Here is a 20,003-nt window from a genome sequence, read left to right on the forward strand (position 1 = left end):
GGTTCAGATCGTCAGGGGTTCGGCGGTGAGGGCGCCGGTGGTGGCGAGTGCGGCGAAGCCGTCCAGGCGGTCGTGCGAGGGCGGTGCGACGCCGAGTCCGGCGAGCTCGGCGTACAGGGCGTCCCGGGCGGGCACGGTGGAGCCGGCGATGCCGGTGGCGATGGCGCCGATGCTGGTGGGTTCCTGGCCCTCCTGCCAGGCCCGGGCCCGCGGGCCCGTGGGCGGGTCGGCCGGGGTGATGGGCAGGGCGTGGCTGGGGTCGAGGTCCTCGAAGCCGAGCGAGACGTCGGTCATCTCGCCGGGTGTCGGCCCGTCCTGGGGTGCGGGCACGGTGACGGTGAGGCCGATGATCCGATCCGGCAGGAGCGCGGACGACCCGGTGTCCGCGACGGTGGGTTCGCCCGTGCCCCACAGGGCCTGCGGCACGTTGGTGGTGACCGACTCGATCGCCCAGCGGCGCTGGACGGGGTCGAAGCCCGGGTCGTCCCCCAGCTGTACGGTCAGCTTGTGCTCGGACGCCAGGCCGGTGGCGTCCATGGGCCGGATGTCGAGGGCCGGGCCGGTGAACTCCTTCGTCGTGACGGTGGCCTTGGAGGCGGGCACCGGTGTGGCGGTGGAGAAGGAGAAGCCGTCGGCGGAGACGACCCAGCGGTCGTCGCCGTCGGCGCGGCGGCGGGCGCGGACGGACTCGTTCTCGGGCAGGATGCCGGTGAGCGGGGTGATGCGCAGCATCTCGTCGCGGGCGGGGAGCTGTTCCTGGAACTCGCTCCAGCTCACTTCCTTGACGCGGGTGCCCGGGCCGGCCCCGAAGGACACGTCGAAGCTGATGCACCACAGGTGGACGGTGGCGATCCCGCCGACGGGCGGGCCCCACAGGTCGAGGTCGACGCCGACCTCGCCGCGGACGGTGAACAGCCACAGGTCGACGGCGAAGCCGATGCGGACGCCGACGCCGAGCCGGAACCAGAAGGGCTTCCACTGGATGAGGGCGTCGAGCCGGGCGGTCAGCCAGGCCTCGACGATGCCGGCGTGGAAGGACACCTCCAGCCTGCCGCCGACCATGAACGCCGAGGGGGTGAGCGCGGTGTACGCCTCACCGCGCACGGTGACGCAGCTGGAGATGCCCCAGGTGTAGCCGAGCCGAGGCACGTCCGGGTAGTGGTCGGGCCGGTCGTACCCGGGCGCGTAGCCGCCGAGGCAGAAGACGAAGTCGCCCTCGTGGGAGCCGCCGAACCAGGTCCGGTAGGCGAGGCCGCCCGTCAGCCGGCACTCGGGGTCCAGGACGTAGGACTCGGGGGTGAGTTCCGCGGCGAGGGCGAGCATGTGGTCGCGGGAGGTGTACAGCGCCTGCATGGCGAGCTGGACGCGGGCGATGGCGGGGCCGGAGTCGCGGCGCACGGGGAAGGAGGCGGTGGCCAGGCCGAGGACGGCGATGGTGAAGTCGTCACCGAACTCGACCAGGGCGAGGACCTTGCCGTCGACGAGCCGGAAGACGGTGAAGTCGATGCCGAGCGCGAACCAGATCTGCCCCTGCGCGGGACTCAGCCACGGCGGCCGGCCGGCCGATCCGTCGAGGAGGTCGTCCAGGACCTCCAGCGGGGGCCGTTCCGTGCCGGCGCCCAGCTCGGCGACGAAGGGGAAGGACGGCGTCTCGGCCGGGGACGGCAACCGGACCGAGCTGTTGTAGCCGAAGCCGGCGGCGATGCCGCGCACCTGGAACGGGGGCGGGCCCAGGCCGTTGCGGCCCGCCAGGACCCCGTAGAGGAACAGCGACGGGTAGCCGCCCTCGGCGCGGGCGTAGGCGCCGAGCACCTTGACGCTCACCACCTTGGCCTCGATGACGGCCATGCCGGCGAACAGCATGTCGTAGGGCGACTGGGCTTCCTTGACGAGGAACGCGCCGCCGATCCGGACGGGGGGCCGGTCGTAGGAGAGGCCGAGCCCTTCGAGGGTGGGCCGGAAGTCCCAGTCGCCGTCCGCCAGCCGGATCGCGAACCCCAGCTTGGACGCGCTGAGTTCGATGCCGCCCGCGTCGACGGTGGTGTCGATGGTGACCCGGGCCGTGCCGTCGCTGTAGGACAGCCCTATCTCGGAGAGCCGCAGGGGCCCGAACGTGGCGTCCAAGGGGATGGACGCCTGTGCGGGGACGTCGTCCTCGTCCGCCCCGGCGATGAGCTCCGCGCGCGGGGGCGGGGTGGGGCCCGGCTGGGGCTTGCGCCGCAGCGGGTACACCAGGCCGTAGTTCTTCTCCGAGAGGGCGGTGGCCGCGGTGACCGCCAGCGACGCCCCGGCGGTCAGGCTGCGGGTGGGCAGGCCGAGTTGGACGCCGGCGTTGCCCATCAGGTCGTTGAGGGCCTTGACCTTGCGGACCTTCATCGCCGCGGAGAGGTGGAAGGCCTGGAGTCCGGCGAAGACGAGGTCGTCGTCGATCGGGGCGTACTCACCGACCGACGGGAGGTCGGCCAGGCCCGCCTCGTACTTGCCCTGCAGCAGGACCATCCGCAGCCGGGGGCCGGCCGAGCCCGTGCCCGCCTTCTGCGGGAGGGAGGCGAAGGCGAGCTGGACGTACTCGGTGGCGGCCGAGAGGACGAACGCCCGCTTCTTCTTCTCGTAGGCGAACGCGACCTGTTTGAGCACCGGAACGAGGGCGGGCGGCAGGTCGGCGGGGGCGGTACCGAGGGCGTGGGCGACGTCGTCCCAGGACAGGCCGTCGTCGGACGACCAGTCGCCGATGAGGGCACCGTCCTGGTAGGAGGCGGTGAACGTCATCGTCTTCGCCTCGCCCCCGGCGTCGGCGAAGGCGATCACGAGTGCGGCGGAGAACCCCTGTGCCCCGGCGGACAGTTGGAGGTGAGGGGCGAACGGGTCCTCCTCGCCGGAGTCCTCCTCGGTCGCCGGCAGCGTGAAGTCGAGCATCACCCCCGTGACCGACTGGGTCGGCCCGTCGACGGTGAACGAGACGACCACGGGACACGGGCCGTCGACCACGGTGAAGGAGAGCGTGCCCGCCACGGTCACCTCGCCGCGGTTGGGCACCGACCCGTTCACGGTGAGGTCCGCCGACGTCAGCCACGTCTCGAACAGCGGGCCGACGCCGGGGATGTCCCCGATGAGGTCCCGCGCCAGGACGAAGTCCCCGCCTTCGTCGGGGAAGAGATCGAGCAGGTCTTTGAGCGAGAGCGCCATGGGTTCTCCCCGGCCTTGGTGGAACGACTTCGACACCGGGCGGAATCATGGCATGCACACAACGCCACTTCAGCGGGTATGGGTAATGATTCCCTGCGGTAGCAGGCATTTCCGGCCATGGGAGATTCTGGACGTTTTCGCGCCACGCGCTCCGCGCGGGCATATGACGCCCAAGGGTGACCGTAGCGGTGACCGTAGCGGTGGGCGGCCCGGGGACGCCGACGGGCCCCGGCGGACGGCGCGATACCGCCGGGCGGGTACGCGCCATGGCCGACATCGAACGATGCCGGCCCGTGCCACGCCGTGGTCAGACGGGCGTGGTGACGCGCGCCTGGGTGATGAGCCGGTCGAGCAGCGTGAGCAGGCAGCCGCGGGCGTCCTCGCGGGAGCGGGCGTCGAGCAGGAGGACGGGGGTGTCCGGGTCCCTCAGGTGGAGGGCCGACTTGATCTCCTCGGCGGTGTACGGCTGCTCGCCGTCGAAGCAGTTCGCGCCGACGATGAACGGCAGTCCGCGGTTCTCGAAGAAGTCGATGGCGGGGAAGCCGCGGTCCAGCCTCCGGGTGTCGACCAGGACGATCGCCCCGAGCGCCCCGTTCAGCAGGTCGTCCCACATGAACCAGAAGCGTTCCTGGCCCGGTGTGCCGAAGAGGTACAGGGCCACTCCGGCGTCGGTGAGGGTGATGCGGCCGAAGTCCATCGCGACCGTGGTCGCCGTCTTGCCCTCGATGCCGTCGAGGTCGTCGACCCCGACGCCCGCGGACGTCAGCCGCTCCTCGGTGCGCAGCGGTTCGATCTCGGAGACCGCCTCGACCAGAGTCGTCTTGCCGACTCCGAAGCCCCCGGCGACCAGGATCTTGACGGGGGACGCTTCGGGTGCGGCGGTGTCATAGCCGGGCAAGGTTGTCCCTGATTTTCATGAGCAGGTGGACATTGGAGGTCTCGGAGGCGTCCAGCGGCGGCCGGTGGCGGATCAGACCGCGCTCCAGCAACTCGCCGAGGAGGACCACCATGGGAGTCAGCCGCATCCGCATCCGGGCGGCGATCTCGGCGACCGCCCGTCCGCCCGTCGACGGGCACATGGTGAGGATCTCCTGCCACTCCGTGGGCAGGCCGCCGTGACCGTGGCCGGCGTCGGCGGCCGCCGTGATCACGGTGTCCATCGTCAGGCCGTGCCGGGACGCGGCGGTACGCCCGTCGGTGAGGGCGTACAGCCGCGTCCGGCGGCGCCGTCCGGGCTGGGGGTCGGCCGCCATTACGACGTGGGCGTCTGTGAGCGTTCGGGGGTGTCCAGCCATTCGCCGAGCGCCTGCGCGGCGCGGACCGTCTCGCCGCCCAGCTCCCCGAGCCGTGCCTTGCGGGAGGCCACCACGATCAGCGTGCTGCCCGATCCGCACCCGACGATGCAGAGGTACCGGTCGTCCATCTCGACGAGTTGGCGGATCACTCCGCCGCCGTCGATCTCCCGCGAGATGGCCTTCATGGTGGACGCGATACCGGAGGCCGCAGCGGCGACCCGTTCGGCCTGGTCCCGCTCCAGCATGTAGGCGCTGAGCTTGATCCCGTCGTTGGAGAGGAGCACGGCTCCCTGGATCCCCGCGATCCTGCTCAGGTTGTTGTCCAGGATGCTGTAGATCGCATCGTTCTGTGTCGTCGTCATGGCTGGTCCTGTCGGAGCTCGAGTTCCACTTGCCTGGTGCCGTCTTCGTAGTCCGCCCAGGCGTCGGCCACCTCTTCGGGCGTGGCGGCGTCCCGGCCCACCGGTTCGGCCGCGCGCGGCTCGCGGAGCCGCTGGGTCATATGGGTCTGCGGGACGCGTTCGGGGAGAGCCGGCCGGGCGGGGGCGTCCCCGGGGCCGGACCGGGGCGGTGCTTCCGGCGTTGTGTTCCCGGCCTGCCGCGGCTGCTCCTTCCGCGGGCGGCGCGGCAGTCCGGGCGCGCCGGGGGCGGGATCGTCCGGAGCGCGGTCGTCCGCCGGATCGCCGGTCCGCTGCTCCAGGACGAGCTTCGGCCGTCGCTCCTCGGCGGGCCGCGGTGCGGGCGCGGGCTCCTTCGCCGGCCCGGGCACCGGGGTGGCGTTCCGGGTCGGCACGAGGTGCTCACCCGGGACGATCACCACGGCGGACGTTCCGCCGAACGCCGACCGGCGCAGCGTGACCGTCGCCCCGAGCTGGTCGGCGAGGTGGCCGACCACGAAGAGGCCGAGCCGGTGCGCGTTGCTGGCCAGCACGGAGTACGGCGGGGCCGTGTGCAGCCGGCCGTTCATCTCCTCGTACCTCTCGGCGGTCACCCGCGGGCCGCGGTCCTCGATCTCGACGCAGAGGCCGTCACCGACCAGTTCGGACCGGATGGCGACCCTCGCCGTCGGCGGGGAGAAGCACGTGGCGTTGTCCAGCAGCTCCGCCAGGAGGTGGCTGAGCTGGCTGATCACGCCGGCCTCCACACTGATCTCGTCCATGGCGTGCCGGTCGATCCGCCGGAAGTCCTCGACCTCGGCGGCCGCCTCCCGCAGCAGGTCGGCGATGCGCATGGGTTCCATGTGCGGGTCGGGGATCTCGCCGTCCGCCAGGATGAGCAGGTTCTCGATCTGCCGCCGCATGCCCACCGTGAGCTGATCGGACCTCATGAGCTCGGCGAGGAGTGCCTCGTCCTGGCCGAAGGTGTCCTGGATGTGCTCGGTGAGGGCGAGCTGCCGGCTGACCAGGTTCCCGGTCCGTGCGGCGATGCCGGAGGCGAACACGCTGAAGCCGTGTCGTTCGTCGGCGAGTTTGCGGTGTCCCTCGACGGACACGGCGACGGCGTGGGCGAAGGCGTCGCTGATCCGTCCGACCTCGTCCTGTTGGCCCCTGGGCCGCGGCAGTGCGTCGGCGCCGACGGTCTCTCCGCGCTGGAGTCGGTCGACGACGTCCGGCAGGGTCTTCTCGGCGACCGCGACCGTGCGGTCGTGGAGAGAGCGCAGGCGGCGCAGGACCGAACGCGTGGTGAAGACCACGACGGCGACGACCAGCAGGAGGGCGGCACCGCTCGCCGCCACCAGCAGGACGACCTGATCGTCCAGCTGCGCCGCCCGCTCGTCGGCGTGGGTGAGCAGTTCCTGCAGCTCGCTCTCGTCGAGGGTGTTCAACTGGGCGGAGAAGGTGCCGTAGGCCGCCCGCCAGTCGCCGACGTCCGGCGGCAGCGCGACGCCGGAGGCGACGTCCTTGTGCTCGGAGACGACCGCCTTCTCTATGCGGGCCTTGGTCTGCCAGGCGTTCGAGGTGAGGATCCGCTGGAGGGCGTCCTGGTCGTCGAGCGGCAGATCGAGGGCGACCGTGTCGTACAGGTAGTCGCTCGCGCCGACGGCCTCGACGAATTCACCGAACCTGGCGGACGTCAGCTTTCCGGAGGGGCCCGCCAGCGCGAGGATGGAGTCCTCGCGGGCCACCACCTCCGCCGCCGAGAACAGGGCCACGAGCGATGACGTCTCCTGCGTGAGCCCGCCGTCGTCGACGTGGCTGAAGTCTCCGTAGCAACGGATCGTTCCGCTGATCACGTCGGTGTAGTAGTCGACGGCGTCGTCCGGGCTGCCGTGGCGCGCGTCGGCGCGTTCGCGCTGGGCGCCCAGGTCGGCCAGTCGCCGGGTGACATCGCGGAGGCGGTCCTTCGCCCGGTCGGAGTGGAGCTGGTCGGGGTCCGACGACTTCAGGAACACGGCAACGGCCCGGTCGGTGTCGGCCCGGCGACCGCGCAGCTCGGCCCCGGACACGGGCATGCCCGACCACCACGCGGCGGTGCTCGCGCGCTCGGCCTGCAGCGTGGTCATGAGCCGGTACAGGGGAACGCCGGTCTGCCGGCCGGCCACCACGTCCTTGCGCAGATGCCGGGACTCCTGCACCGACCGGTCGGAACTGATGACAACCTGGACGCCCATCGCCACGGTGGGCACCACCGCGAGCCAGACGAGCAGGGTGCGCAGACGCACGGGCCGTCGTCGGCTTCTTCGCGGCGGCTCGCCCGCCGACTCACCGGCCGGCTCGCCCGCCGGTTCGCCCGGGTCTTCGGATCCTGTGGGAGTCATCAGTCCTCGTCAAACACAGCCGACCGTTTCGAAGTGAGTGCCGATCATAACCAGCCAAGTTTCAGTCAGGTCGGTGGAGGTTGCGCACAGGATTGAGCAGGAGTCACTCACGAGAATTTCATTGCCGTTTACGGTGATTGCCGGGTGTGCCCGAAAGCGGGCGCGAACGCCATCGCACCGACCGCAAAGAGTCGCGCCTTCACGGGCCGATCTCGAACCGGGGCGGCTTCAGGCCGGTGAGGCATCCGGTTTCCGGGGCGGTCGGATCGTCGAAGAAGGAAACGGCGATCTCCTGGGCGCACCGTGAGGTGGCGAACACCACATGGGGCTCGTAGGGGACCGTGACGACGGTGGCGCGGCTCAGCGTACGGGCGACGTACGGCCCTTCGGCCGCCCCGGTCTGGGAGTCGAAGCCGCCCGACAGGGCGAGGGTGGGGATGTCGCTCCGCGTGACGTCCCGGATCGAGCGCGGCGCCGCCGGGACGTTCCAGACGTCGCAGTCCGGCCGGAGGAAGGTGAGCTGCGGAGCCTGGGCCAGTACCGAGCGGGGGAACGACGGGAACGCGTCCCGGCCGCCCCGGACCGCCTCGGCCCGGCTCTCGTACGGCACCCACTCACTGCAGAAGACGCCGTAGGCGAGCCCGTGGGCGACCCTGCCGAAGGCCTGGGGGCTGAGCTTGCCGCCCGCCCACTGCTCGGCGATCCGCCGCGGGTTGCCGTGGGCCAGCTCGTCGAGGGAGCGGGGTACGCCCGGTGCCACGTGGGTGGCGGAGGTCATCCAGTTCACCAGGGCTCCACCGTCCAGGACGACCTCCACCGGCGTCGGACGGCCGGGAACCGTGACGGTGGTGGTGACCGGATGGGCTTCGAGGTCACGGACGAGACGGTCGAAGGTGGCGGACAGGTCCGGATAGCGGCGGTCGCACGCGGGCTGCTCCGCGCAGGCCTTGAACAGCCCGTCGAAGCCTTGCCGGGCGCTGCTCCAGGTCTGTGCCGACCCCGCCCTGGACGGCGGCAGGATGCCGTCGATGCCGACCGACCGGATCCCCCGGGGGTGTTGGCGCATATAGATGAGCGCCAGATGGGTGCCGTAGGAGATGCCGAACACGTTCCACTGGTCGATGCCCAGTGCTCCGCGCAGGTCCGCGTAGTCGGCGGCGCTCTCGGTGTCGTTGTAGGCGCTGAGGTCGGCGCCGCGGTCCGTCAACCGGTCGCGACAGGCGCGTGTCGCCTCGACGTGCAGGCGCTCGGTCGACGGCGCGTCGTAAACGAGGCCGACAGCGGCGGCGTTGAACTCGTCGATGTTCGGGCAGGTGAGCGCCGGGTCGGCGGAGTAGGTGCCCCGCTGGGACATGAGGATCACGTCCCGGTCGCGGTTCAGGCCGCCGTCGATCGCCATCTTGGCCTCCCCGACGGCGTCGTCGCCGGGTCCGCCGGCGAGCCATACGACCGGGTCGGGTTTCGGTTCACCGGCCGCCGCCGGCACGATCGCCACTCCGAGGGAGATCCGCCGGCCATCGGGCTCGGCACGGTTCTCGGGCACGGTGAGAGTTCCGCAGCGGGCCCTTTCGAGCTCGGCGATCGGCTCCGGTGTCCTCGGGCAGGGGCCCGGCTCGAAGCGGGCGTCACCCACCGTCCGGGCGACCGTGCCGATCGGCGCTCCCGTGAAGGCGCCGGTGCCGTGTTCCGCGCGCGCCGGTGTCGCGAGCAGGCCGGTGACGAGGATCGCGGCCGCCACCGCGGCCGGCGTCGCGTGGAGCCGGCGCGCGGTACGGCGACGGCGGGGTGCGTGCTCGAGTGCCATCGGCCCTCCCGGTCACTTCGGGGTGATCGTGAACGGTTTCGGCGTGAGACCGGCCACGCAATCGGTGTCGGGCATGGCCGGACGGGCGAGGAACGAGGCCAGCACCCGTTGCGCGCAGGGCGATTGCGGGACCACCCAGTGCCCGATTCCAGGGATCCGTACGGACGTCGAGCGGGACAGCGTACGGGCTGCGGACCGCGCCCAGCTCGCTCCGGTCTTCGTGTCGAACGTCCCGGAGACGATGAGTGCCGGCACCGTGCTGACGGTGGCCACCCGCTGGGCGGAGGTGCGGTCCGGTACGTCCCAGACACGGCACACCCGATGCTGGAACGGAAGCTGCGGTGCCTGGGCCAGGACCGTGCCGGGCCACCCGGGGAAGGCCCGGCGCCCCGCGTTCAGCAGGTCGGACGGCGTGGAGCCCGGCACCCACTCGCCGCACGCCACCGACTCCGTCAGGCCGTGGGCGGTCTTGCCGACGACCTGAACCGAGTCGGCCGCGCGGGCCCGCGCGAAGCGCTCCGGACGCCCCCGGGCGAGCTCCTCGAGCGCCGCGGGGACGTCGGGGGCCGGGACGGCGTTGGCGACCAGCAGGTTCAGCAGCGCGCCCCCGTCGAGGACGACCTTCACCGGGTCCCCTCCGCGTGGTGGCCGGGCGTTCAGCGTCAGGGGCTGTGCTTCCAGCCTGCGCACCTGCTCGGCGAGGGTGTGGCGGAGGTCCGGGTAGCGGCTCCCGCAGCGGGGCTCGGCCGCGCATGCCTTGAGGAGGTTCTCGATGCCCTCCCGGGCGCTGCTCCAGGTCCACGGCAGAGTCGCGATCTGCGGAGGTGTGACCGAGTCGATCGCCACCGCGCGAATCCCCTGGGGATGCCTGCGCAGATAGGTGAGGGCCAGGTCGCTGCCGTAGGAGTAGCCGTAGACGTTCCACTGGGGGATGCCCAGTGCCGTGCGGAGGCCGGCGAAGTCGGCGGCGTTCTCGGTGGTGTTGTAGGCGCTCAGGTCGATTCCGTCGGCTGCCAGGCGCTTTCGGCACTTCTTCACCGAGTCCAGCATGAGCCGTTCCGCCCGCGGCGCGTCGTGGCCGAGCCCCACGTACTCCGCGTAGAAGCGGTCCAGCTCCGGGCAGGCGAGGTTCGGCCGCGAGTAGAGGTTGCCGCGCTGGGCCATGATGATCAGCGCGCGATCCCGGTTCAGGCCGGAGTCGACCAGGAAGGGAATGTCGTCGAACGTCTCGCCGCCAGGGCCGCCGGCCATGAACACCACCGGGTCCGCGGCGGGCTTCGCCGATGCGGCGGGAACGACCGCCACGGCCAGCCGGATCGTCCGGCCGCCGGCGCGGGCGCGGTTCTCGGGGACTTCCAGGAATCCACACCGCGCGGTGCTCAGCGCGGCGATCGGCTCGGGCGTCTTCGGACAGCGACCGGACACGAACCGCGCCGGGGCTGCCGGGCCGGGCCCGGCGGTACGGCCGTGCGGCGACGCGGCACCGCTCGGTATCGGGCCGAACGCCGCCAGGACCAGGGCGGCCGTGGCGGCCACCGCGTTGATGCCGCGCGTGGTCATGTGGTCCCGTTCCCCTGCCGACATCCACGGCTGCCCGGCCGGACAACACCGCGGCGGTTTGAGCGGATCATGACTTTATGGACGATACCGGGCGAGCCGGACGGGCGCACACGGGCAGCCGCGGTCCCGGGCGCGCATCCGGGCCCACCGGGCTCGGCGGGCCATAATCGAGGCGGGGGATCACCGCACACGGCCGGCCGGGGGAAACACCCGTCCCGGCATGAGGAGGAGTCCGACGTGCGTGAGGCAGACCCGGACCGAACGAGTGAGCTCTTCGAGCGGGTGGCCGCATTGCTCCAGCTGGCCCACACCGCGCTGAGCCAGGCCACAGCCGTGCTGTCCCGGCCCGCCGTCAAGGGCGGGAAGAGGATGGCCGCGGTGAACAGGACCCTCGGGGACCTGTGGGACGAGGCGGAGGACCTCGCCTCGAACGGCCTGACCACGGGCGCCGACCGGGAAGCCGACATCCGTACGGTCATCACCGACATGTACGTCGGGGAAGACGTGGGACGCATGGGCGTACTGGCGCGCCAAGTGGGTGACATCGCGTGGGCACGCCAGACGAAGCCACCGCTTCCCGCCCCCGTGCGGGACGCCGTCCAGAGGATCGCGGACGACTGTCTCGCCCTGATCGGCAGAGCACACGACGCCGTCGTCTCCCCGGCCGCCGAGCCGGTCACGGAGGCTCATCTGGCGGACATCGCCGACCAGCAGCTTCGGCTGTGCCGCATGGTGCTCTCCGACAGCGGTTCCCTCGACGTCGTCAACGCCGTGGACACCTCGGTGCTGAGCCGGTGCTACGTCGAGTGCGCACAGCGGGCCGCCGCCGTTTCCCTGCACATGGCTCTGCTCCGGGAGACGGCCCCACCGCCTGAGCCCCGCCACCGGGAAGGGTGAGGGCCGGGTCGAAGGCCGGATTCAGGGCAACCCCGCCGCGGCGGTCTGCTCGAGGATCAGCCGCCACACGTCCTGGGCGTGCACGAGCGTGTCATGAGTGACCGTCATGGCGTCCTGGAGGGGATCGTCCAGGTCGAGCCACAGTTCACCGTCGCGCAGCGCGCGGGCCCCGGCGCGCCGACGGCCGTACCGGCCAGGGGGCGGTCCAGGCGGTCGGCCGCCAGGAGTGCCGCCTTGTAGCCCGCGAGCCGGCCCTGCGACGCGACGGCGTCCATCGGTCGTGCCAGGACCGAGGTCTCCGGTGCCAGGTCCAGCCCGATCGAGGTGACGCCCGCGTCCGCCCAGTCCCGGACCAGGAAGGGGATGCGCAGGGGTGCCAGGAGCGCTATCAGCACCTGCCCGCGCCGGAACCGGCGGTCGTCGGACCGCCGGATCGCCGCCCCGGCCCCTGACTCCACCACCACGGCGAGGCCCAGCGCTTCCGCGGACGGGACGGACTCCGGTACGAGAGCCACCCGTCGCTCGCCCGGGACGGTCTCCTTGCGGACTCCCAGCGTCAGGCCCGTCATGACCGGTCCACCTCCGTCCGAGGGTGTCCCACCCTTCGGTATCGGGCCTCCCCCGAGTGCGTCGCCTCTGAGTGCGTCGCACCGCGGAACGGGCACCGGCGGGCCATGCTGATGGCGGGCCTTGACCGGCGACGGCGGTGAAGGCGGACGGAGCGCGAAGAAGGGGCGGGGAGAAAGGGGCGGCATGTCCTCCGGCGTCGGCCGTGGCTGGCAGTTCTGGGTCGATCGTGGCGGGACCTTCACGGACGTCGTCGCCCGCTGCCCGGACGGGCGCCTGCTGACCCGCAAACTCCTCTCGGAGGATCCGGCGCGCTACGACGACGCGGCCATCGCCGGAATCCGCCGGCTGCTCGGTCTGCGGGACGGCCAGGAGATTCCGGTGGACACCGTCGAAGCCGTGCGCATGGGCACGACGGTGGCGACCAACGCCCTCCTGGAGCGCGCGGGCGAGCGCACGGCGCTCGTGATCACCCGGGGGTTCCGGGACGCGCTGCGCATCGGCTACCAGAACCGTCCCCGGCTCTTCGACCGGGAGATCGTCCTTCCGGAGGTTCTGTACGAGCGCGTCATCGAGGTGTCCGAGCGGGTCACGGCCGAAGGGGAGGTCCTGTGCCCGCCCGATCTGCGCGGTCTCGCCGCCGGCCTGCGACGCGCCTACGACGACGGCATCCGCGCCGTCGCCGTCGTGTGTGTGCACAGCCATCTGTACCCGGGGCACGAGGAGGCGATCGGGGAACTGGCCGAGTCGATCGGCTTTCCGCAGGTCTCCCTGTCCAGCGAGGTCAGCCGCCTGATGAGACTGGTGCCGCGCGGCGACACAGCTGTCGTCGACGCCTACCTGTCCCCCGTCCTGCGCCGCTACGTGGAGCAGGTGGCGGACCGGCTGCCCGGAGTACGGCTGATGTTCATGCAGTCCAACGGGGGCCTGGCCGAAGCGGGTCACTTCCGGGGCAAGGACGCCATCCTGTCCGGCCCGGCGGGCGGCATCGTCGGCATGGCCCGCATGTCGCGGCTGGCCGGTTTCGAGAAGGTCATCGGCTTCGACATGGGCGGCACCTCCACCGACGTGTCGCACTTCGCCGGCGCCCACGAGCGAGTGGTCACCTCCCAGGTCGCGGGAGTCCGGCTGCAGGCGCCGATGCTCGACATCCACACCGTCGCGGCCGGAGGTGGCTCCGTGCTGCGCTTCGACGGCGGCCGCTACCGGGTCGGCCCCGGCTCGGCCGGGGCGAACCCCGGCCCCGCCTGTTACCGCGCCGGCGGCCCCCTGACCGTCACCGACGCCAACGTGATGCTCGGCCGCGTCCAGCCCGCCCACTTCCCCCACGTCTTCGGGCCCGACGGCGACCAGCCCCTGGATACCGACGTCGTACGCCGCCGCTTCACCGAGCTCGCCGAGGAGATCCACGCCGCCACCGGTGACAGGCGCTCCCCGGAGCAGGTCGCCGAGGGCTTCCTCCAGGTGGCGGTGGCCAATATGGCGGCCGCCGTCAAACGCATCTCCGTCCAGAAGGGCCGCGATGTCACCGAGTACGCGCTGACCACCTTCGGCGGTGCCGGTGGCCAGCACGCCTGCGCCGTCGCCGACTCACTCGGCATCCGCACGGTCCTCGTACCGCCCATGGCCGGGGTGCTCTCCGCGCTGGGGATCGGTCTGGCCGACACCACCACCATGCGGGAGCGGTCGGTGGAACTTCCCCTCGCGGAAGCGAGCATGGACCGGATCCGTACCGTGGCCGACGAGCTGGAGAGCGCCGCCCGCGCCGTCCTTCATGACGAGGACATCCCCGACGGACGCGTCCGGGTGACCCGGCGCGCGCGGCTGCGCTACGACGGCACGGACACCGCCGTGACCGTGGGCATGGACGGACTCCGGGCCATGCGGGAGGAGTTCGAAGCGAGCCACCGGTCGCTGTACTCGTTCCTCCTGGACCGGCCCGTCGTCATCGAAGCGCTCTCGGTCGAGGCCACCGGGCTCACCGAGCAGCCCGATCCCACCACCCTCGCCGCGGCCACCCCGCAGGACGGCGACGCCGGCGGCCCCGGCACCGTCCGGTTCTACGCGGACGGCGCGTGGACCGACGTACCCCTCCGGGAGCGCGAGCGTCTGACTCCGGGCAGCACGGTGACCGGCCCCGCGGTCATCACCGAGGCCAACGCGACCACGGTCGTGGAACCCGGCTGGCAAGCCGGCGTGACGGACACCGGGCACCTGCTCGTCCAACGGGTCGCCCCGCCCCCGGAGGCCGACGTGGCGACCAGGGCGGACCCGGTCATGCTCGAGATCTTCAACAACCTCTTCGTCTCCATCGCCGAGCAGATGGGCGCGCGCCTGGCGTCGACCGCGCAATCCGTCAACATCAAGGAACGGCTCGACTTCTCCTGCGCGTTGTTCGACCCCCAGGGCGATCTCGTCGCCAACGCCCCGCACATCCCCGTGCACCTCGGTTCCATGGGCACCGCCGTGAGGGAGGTGATCCACCGCAGGTCCGGAACCATGCGGCCCGGCGAGTCCTACGCCGTCAACGACCCCTACCACGGCGGCACCCACCTTCCCGACGTCACCGTGGTGACCCCGGTCTTCGACGAACGACCCGGCGCGCCCGGCGCGACGATCCTCTTCTTCGTCGCCTCCCGAGGCCATCACGCGGAGATCGGCGGGCTCACCCCGGGGTCCATGCCCGCGAACAGCCACGAGATCCAGGAGGAAGGCGTCCTCTTCGACAACTGGCTGCTCGTCGAGAACGGACGGCTCCGGGAGGCCGAGACCCTGGAACTCCTCACGTCGGCCCCCTTCCCCTCCCGTGACCCGGCGACCAACCTGGCCGACCTGCGCGCCCAGATCGCCGCCAACCGCAAGGGCGTCGAGGAGGTCGGCAAAATGATCGACCACTTCGGGCTGGAGGTGGTGCAGGCGTATATGCGGCACGTCCAGGACAACGCCGAGGAGGCCGTCCGGCAGGCGATCACCGGCCTCTCCGACGGCCACTACCGCTACGAGACGGACTCCGGGGCGGTCATCGCCGTACGCGTCACGGTCGATCGCCGGCAACGGTCGGCCACGATCGACTTCACGGGCACCTCCCCACAGCTGGACACCAACTTCAACGCGCCCACCGCCGTGGTGAACGCGGCGGTGCTGTACGTCTTCCGGACGCTCATCGCCCAGGACATCCCCCTCAACGACGGCTGCCTGCGCCCCTTGCGCATCATCGTCCCGCCCGGCTCGATGCTCGCCCCCGCGCACCCTGCCGCCATCGTCGCCGGGAACGTCGAGACCTCCCAGGCCATCGTCGGCGCCCTCTACGCCGCCCTGGAGTCACAGGCCGAGGGAAGCGGCACCATGAACAACATCACCTTCGGCAACGACCGGTACCAGTACTACGAGACCGTCGCGTCCGGATCGGGAGCCGGCCCGGACTTCGACGGCGCGTCGGCGGTGCAGACCCATATGACGAACTCGCGCCTGACCGACCCGGAAGTACTCGAGTGGCGCCTCCCCGTTCTCCTCCAGGAGTTCGCCGTCCGCACCGGCAGCGGCGGCGAGGGCCGCCGGCGCGGAGGCGACGGGGTCGTACGCCGGCTCCGCTTCCGTGAGCCGATGACGGTGAGCACCCTGTCCGGTCACCGGCGGATCCCGCCCTACGGCATGGCGGGCGGCGCTCCGGGGGCCCTCGGCTCGAACCGCGTGGAGCGGGCGGACGGCGGCACCACACACCTGGCCGGCCGTGACTCGGCCGACGTCGGGCCCGGCGACGTGCTCGTGGTGGAAACACCGGGCGGCGGCGGGTACGGACCACCCGATGCGCACCTCGAGCCTCCTGCACATCCTGGACCACCCCGACCAGGCCGACGCGCTCGGCTGGCACACCGAGTCGGAGGGTGACGTGATCTTCGGCCGGGTGTTCGCCGCACCCGTGCTCGACAACGGCGGCCAGGTGCTCAACGGACCGCTCACCGTCTCCAGCGTGCTCAGCCACGAGGTGCTCGAGACGCTGTGCGACTCGCACGTGAACCTGTGGGCCTCCAACGGCAACGGCGAGTCCGTCGCCCTGGAGGTCGCCGACCCGGTCGAGTCCGACTCGTACGAGGTGAACGTGAGCGGCACCGGCCCGGTGACCGTGTCCAACTTCGTCACCCCCACTGGTTCGACCCCCAGGCCGGCCCGGACGAGAAGCTCGACTGGCTCGGCAACGTCAAGAAGCCTTCCAGGTGAGCAAGGGCGGTTACGTCGTCGTCATGCGCGAGGGGAAGACGCAGCAGTTCTTCGGCGATGCCTGTCCCGAGTGGCGCAAGCAGGCCAAGCTCGCCGACACCTCCCGGTCCGCCCGGCGCACGGCCGCCTGACGCGGGCCCGGTCGTACCGGATCCTGGACGCCCTGCCCCACTGGGCAGGCTGCGTCTTCTGCACCGGGGGCACGATGCGGTAGCGGACGGCGGCGGCACGCGCGCCTACCGGATGTCGCCCTCCTCCGCCGTCGCCTTCACCCGGGCGGTCACCGCCTGGGCCAGGCGGGCCGCCCCGACGAGTTCGTCCATCGTCTGCTCCAGGAGCCGGCCGTTCGACCGCTCCACGGCCTGGCCGCACGTCCGGCCCGATTTCCCCACCTCCGCCGTGAACTCCTTCCAGAGCCCCGCGGCCCGCGCGTCCGGCACCCGGAAGAACGCGTCGGCATCTCGCGCGATCCGCGCGAAGTCCTCGCAGAAGGGGCGGACAAGGGACCCGGACACCTCGCCCCGCCCCTTGGTGAGAAGGTCGAAGAAGCCGGTCACGCGGGGCATGAAGCGCTTCCTCAGCAGCTCCGCCCCACCGTAGGTGTACCAGGAGAGCACCTGGATCTCCCGGGTGCGAGCGGATACGGGCCTCCCCGCCGCTGAGCCCCCCGCCGCCTCCCCGCGGCCGGGGGAGACCGCCGGTGGGAGCCCGCCTGCCCTGTCATCGCGGTCGTGGCCCTCCCCCGCCCTGAAGACCCCCGCCGCCACGGTGGATCCCACCGCCACAGCGCACAGCAGGCCAACCGCGACGGCGCGGCGGACGGGTGGCGTGGCCCGTCGTACGGCGGCGTCGGGTGAGGCGGGCCGGCGCCGCACGGCCCTGGCCGCCACCGATACGGCCGCGGCCACGACGGCGGCGAGGGCCGCGCCCAGCAGCAGCGCGGGGGCCAGCAGGAGCCGGAAGAGCGGCCAGGGCACGTCAGGGTGCCAGCCACAGGTGTGGACGAGCGTGTTCAGCGGCTGGACGCACCCGTCGAACGACGCGAGGGTGAACGTCCCCGCGCAACCCGCCAGAACCGCGGCCTCGGCCGCGACGAGAGCGACGAGCAGCCGGTAGCGACCCGCCGGCGCGCTCGCGACGGCGGCGGCCACCGCCGCCGCCGTGCCGAGGGCCACCAGCAGCCATCCGCAGTAGGTCACGACGAACGCCGGGAGGTCCGCGCCGGACCGCGGGGTGGACAGGAAGGCCATCGCCCCCACGAGGGCGGCACAGGCCGACGCGCCGCCGAGCAGCACGGCCAGGAGCACACGCCGCGGCGGCGGCACACCCTCCCCGCGCGCCGCCACGGCACCGCCGCCGATGGCGTCCCGCATCCAGCCGGGCACCGTGCGGGACGGGCCGACCGCCCAGGCGAGCAACGGTACGATCCACAGCGCCGCGACCGCGGGGAGGGCGAGGGGCCGGCCGGCCACCGCCGACAGCTCCGCCAGGACCTTGGCGGGCAGGGAGCGGTAGGCGTCCGCGATGGACGCCAGCCCCGACGTCTGCAGGAAGCCTCCCGTGTCGAAGGGCGCTCCGCCGGCGTACAACGTGCCGCTCGCCTGCCACCACTCGAACCACGCCGACAGCACCAGGCACATGGCCGCCAGCCCCAGCAGCATCGCCGGACGGATCGTCCGGCCGGGCCAGAGGCGGATCCACAAGTGCGCGCACTGGGTGGCCCACCATGCGAACGCCCCTCCCGCGAGCACCGCCAAGAGGAGGACCCAAGGGCGGGCGGGGAGCCAGGTGAAGGACGTCACGTCGCCCACGACCAGCTCGCCCACGGCCATCCCCACCCCGAGCCACAGCCCGGCGCGCACACCCGACGGAACACGGCGCGAGGTGAGCACGGCGTGGGCCACCCCACGCCACAGGGCGACGCCGAGCACTCCGACGACCAGGGCGGCCGAGACCAGTACCCGCGCGTGGTTCGCCCACTGGGCGTTCGCCGCGAACGCCGCCTCACCCGCCTGGGAGTTGATCAGGGTGGCGGCGGTTCCGGTCAGGAAGAGCGGCAGCGCCTGGACGCCGAACAGCACGACCGGATCGTCGAGGGACTTCCGGCGCAGATCCCACCGCGGGTGGGTGCGCCACAGCTCGGCGAGACTCGCGACAGCCCGCCGCCACACGCCCGGCGGTGGTCCCGGGGTCGCGACCGCCCAGCCACGGGGATCCGCGCCCCAGCGCACCGCCGCGCGGTCGGCGTAGATCTCCCGGCTGCGCAGCACGTCCGCGCGGGCGAGGTGGACCAGCACGACCAGGAGTCCCAGCAGCCCGAAGCCCCGTACCGCGGACGGCACCTGGACGGCCCGGAACTGCGGCGCGATGCCGAGGGTGCTTTTGATGTGGACCACCAGGGCGGGCAGGAGCACCACGGCGACGAACGCCCACCACACGGCGAGGGTGACGTAGGTGAGCGTCACGTCCCGGTTGCGGATGTGGGCGAGTTCGTGGAGGAGTACCGCGCGGAAGCCCTCCGGGTCGGTGTGCCTGCGGGCGAGCAGGCCTCCGTGCAGGCACACCGTGGGGCGGCGGTCGCTGCCCAGCACCACCGCGCCGGTCGAGGCCGCCGCCGGATCGACGACGACGCGCGGTACCCGGGTCAGCCCGGCCACCGTCGCGAGTTCCTCCACCAGTCGCAGGATCCCGCCGTCGGAGTCGACGGCCGCCAGCGGGACGACTCTGCCGCGCCGTGTCCTCCAGGCGGGGACGCCCCGGAACAGCGCCCAGGCCACGGCCACGAGCAGGACCGGCCAGGAGAGGGTCACCCACCAGGCCAGCGGCGGTTCGTAGCGGTCCAGGCAGGCCTGATAGGCCGGGCCCTGGAGGTCCATGGCGACCACGTCGCGCGCGACGTCGCCGTCGAACGGATCGCCCCCGGCGGCGAACAGGCAGCCGTAGTGATCGAACCCGGTCCGCAGTGCGGCTCGGCGGGTGATGCCGCCCATCACGTTCCAGCAGCTCACCACGAGCAGGACCATCAGCAGTACGAAGCGCACCGTCGTGCCCGCGCCCATCACCCGCTCGTCGACCCGGATCCGGGAAGGCGTCGTGGTCATCCCGCCCTAGCCCCGCTCCGGCGTACGGGGGTCCGGCGCCCCGCCCTCCGTGTCCGGCAGCACCAGCCTGGCCACCACCGCGTCGGCGATCGCCTGCGCCCGGCGTTCCCCCAGGCCCCGCGTCAGGGCCGTCTCCACCACACGCCGGCGGATCTGCGCGAGTTGCTCCGGGGTGAGGGCGGCGGGGAGGGAGACCGGAGCGGACGGCCGGCGCAGGACCCTGCGCAGCACGGCCCTGGACCTGGTGGCCACGGCGTCCACGACGGCGTCCGCCATCCGGCGCCCCGCTTCGTCCAGCACCAGCCACACCACGGGCGCGGCCATCGCCACGACCTCGCCCAGCCCGAATCCCAGGGGCTCGCGCCGCCCGCCCGTGCGGCCCAGCCGGCGGACGACCGTGGCGTCGTCGAACCGGACCAGCGCCGCCACCAGGGGCAGTTCCTCGGGCGCGACCTCGGCCACGACGTCATGGACCACATCGCGCACGCGCACCGTCACCCCGTCGTACGGAGTCGCTCCAGAGCCCATCACGCCCTCCCGTGACATGAGTCCCGTAAGGGCACGGTACTGCGGAGTTTTTCCTTCCACTCCGGATTGCGAGAGTTCGTTCGACTGTG

At 72.3% G+C, this 20,003-nt stretch carries 13 protein-coding genes; 3 read left to right on the forward strand and 10 right to left on the reverse strand.

Features of this window, described 5'->3' with window-relative positions:
- Positions 1-3: 3 nt before the first annotated feature.
- The 7 genes from K6I33_RS00050 to K6I33_RS00080 all read right to left on the reverse strand — a co-directional run bounded on the left by K6I33_RS00050 (position 4) and on the right by K6I33_RS00080 (position 10,603).
- Positions 4-3,186: a DUF6603 domain-containing protein gene (locus K6I33_RS00050; protein ID WP_229346866.1), complete on the reverse strand. Its 3,183-nt coding sequence runs from the start codon at positions 3,184-3,186 to the stop codon at positions 4-6.
- Between the two features lie 307 nt (positions 3,187-3,493).
- Positions 3,494-4,084 carry an ATP/GTP-binding protein gene (locus K6I33_RS00055; RefSeq protein ID WP_229346869.1) on the reverse strand — a complete coding sequence of 197 codons (591 nt, stop codon included), beginning with the start codon at positions 4,082-4,084 and terminating at the stop codon, positions 3,494-3,496.
- Positions 4,071-4,439, reverse strand: a complete 369-nt coding sequence (locus K6I33_RS00060; RefSeq protein WP_229346870.1) for a DUF742 domain-containing protein — start codon at positions 4,437-4,439, stop codon at positions 4,071-4,073. The genes K6I33_RS00055 and K6I33_RS00060 overlap by 14 nt, the downstream gene beginning before the upstream one ends.
- Positions 4,439-4,843 carry a roadblock/LC7 domain-containing protein gene (locus K6I33_RS00065; RefSeq protein ID WP_229346871.1) on the reverse strand — a complete coding sequence of 135 codons (405 nt, stop codon included), beginning with the start codon at positions 4,841-4,843 and terminating at the stop codon, positions 4,439-4,441. Before K6I33_RS00065 ends, K6I33_RS00060 begins: the two co-directional genes overlap by 1 nt.
- Positions 4,840-7,143, reverse strand: coding sequence for a nitrate- and nitrite sensing domain-containing protein (locus tag K6I33_RS00070; protein ID WP_229346872.1), 2,304 nt, complete (start codon positions 7,141-7,143; stop codon positions 4,840-4,842). The genes K6I33_RS00065 and K6I33_RS00070 overlap by 4 nt, the downstream gene beginning before the upstream one ends.
- A gap of 295 nt (positions 7,144-7,438) precedes the next feature.
- Entirely contained in the window at positions 7,439-9,043 is a 1,605-nt protein-coding gene (locus tag K6I33_RS00075; protein ID WP_229346873.1) for an alpha/beta fold hydrolase, read from the reverse strand.
- 12 nt (positions 9,044-9,055) lie between these two features.
- Positions 9,056-10,603: an alpha/beta fold hydrolase gene (locus K6I33_RS00080; RefSeq protein WP_229346874.1), complete on the reverse strand. Its 1,548-nt coding sequence runs from the start codon at positions 10,601-10,603 to the stop codon at positions 9,056-9,058.
- Positions 10,604-10,840: 237 nt separating this feature from the next.
- Between K6I33_RS00080 and K6I33_RS00085 the strand changes: the two genes are divergently transcribed.
- Positions 10,841-11,500 carry a hypothetical protein gene (locus tag K6I33_RS00085; RefSeq protein ID WP_229346875.1) on the forward strand — a complete coding sequence of 220 codons (660 nt, stop codon included), beginning with the start codon at positions 10,841-10,843 and terminating at the stop codon, positions 11,498-11,500.
- A 104-nt stretch (positions 11,501-11,604) separates the two neighbouring features.
- Here the strand turns inward: K6I33_RS00085 and K6I33_RS00090 are convergent, their stop codons facing one another.
- Positions 11,605-12,069 carry a hypothetical protein gene (locus K6I33_RS00090; protein ID WP_229346876.1) on the reverse strand — a complete coding sequence of 155 codons (465 nt, stop codon included), beginning with the start codon at positions 12,067-12,069 and terminating at the stop codon, positions 11,605-11,607.
- A gap of 184 nt (positions 12,070-12,253) precedes the next feature.
- Between K6I33_RS00090 and K6I33_RS00095 the strand changes: the two genes are divergently transcribed.
- Entirely contained in the window at positions 12,254-15,955 is a 3,702-nt protein-coding gene (locus K6I33_RS00095; protein WP_229346877.1) for a hydantoinase B/oxoprolinase family protein, read from the forward strand.
- The gene (locus tag K6I33_RS00100) at positions 15,873-16,499 is read left to right on the forward strand and encodes a hypothetical protein (RefSeq protein WP_229346878.1); all 627 of its coding nucleotides are present in this window, start codon (positions 15,873-15,875) and stop codon (positions 16,497-16,499) included. The genes K6I33_RS00095 and K6I33_RS00100 overlap by 83 nt, the downstream gene beginning before the upstream one ends.
- A gap of 22 nt (positions 16,500-16,521) precedes the next feature.
- Here the strand turns inward: K6I33_RS00100 and K6I33_RS00105 are convergent, their stop codons facing one another.
- Together K6I33_RS00105 and K6I33_RS00110 are read right to left on the reverse strand one after the other, a co-directional pair.
- Positions 16,522-19,386, reverse strand: a complete 2,865-nt coding sequence (locus K6I33_RS00105; RefSeq protein WP_229346879.1) for a M48 family metalloprotease — start codon at positions 19,384-19,386, stop codon at positions 16,522-16,524.
- Positions 19,387-19,392: 6 nt separating this feature from the next.
- Entirely contained in the window at positions 19,393-19,914 is a 522-nt protein-coding gene (locus K6I33_RS00110) for a hypothetical protein (protein ID WP_229346880.1), read from the reverse strand.
- Positions 19,915-20,003: the final 89 nt, after the last annotated feature.

The organism is Streptomyces sp. UNOB3_S3 (assembly GCF_020740895.1).
Lineage (GTDB): Bacteria > Actinomycetota > Actinomycetes > Streptomycetales > Streptomycetaceae > Streptomyces.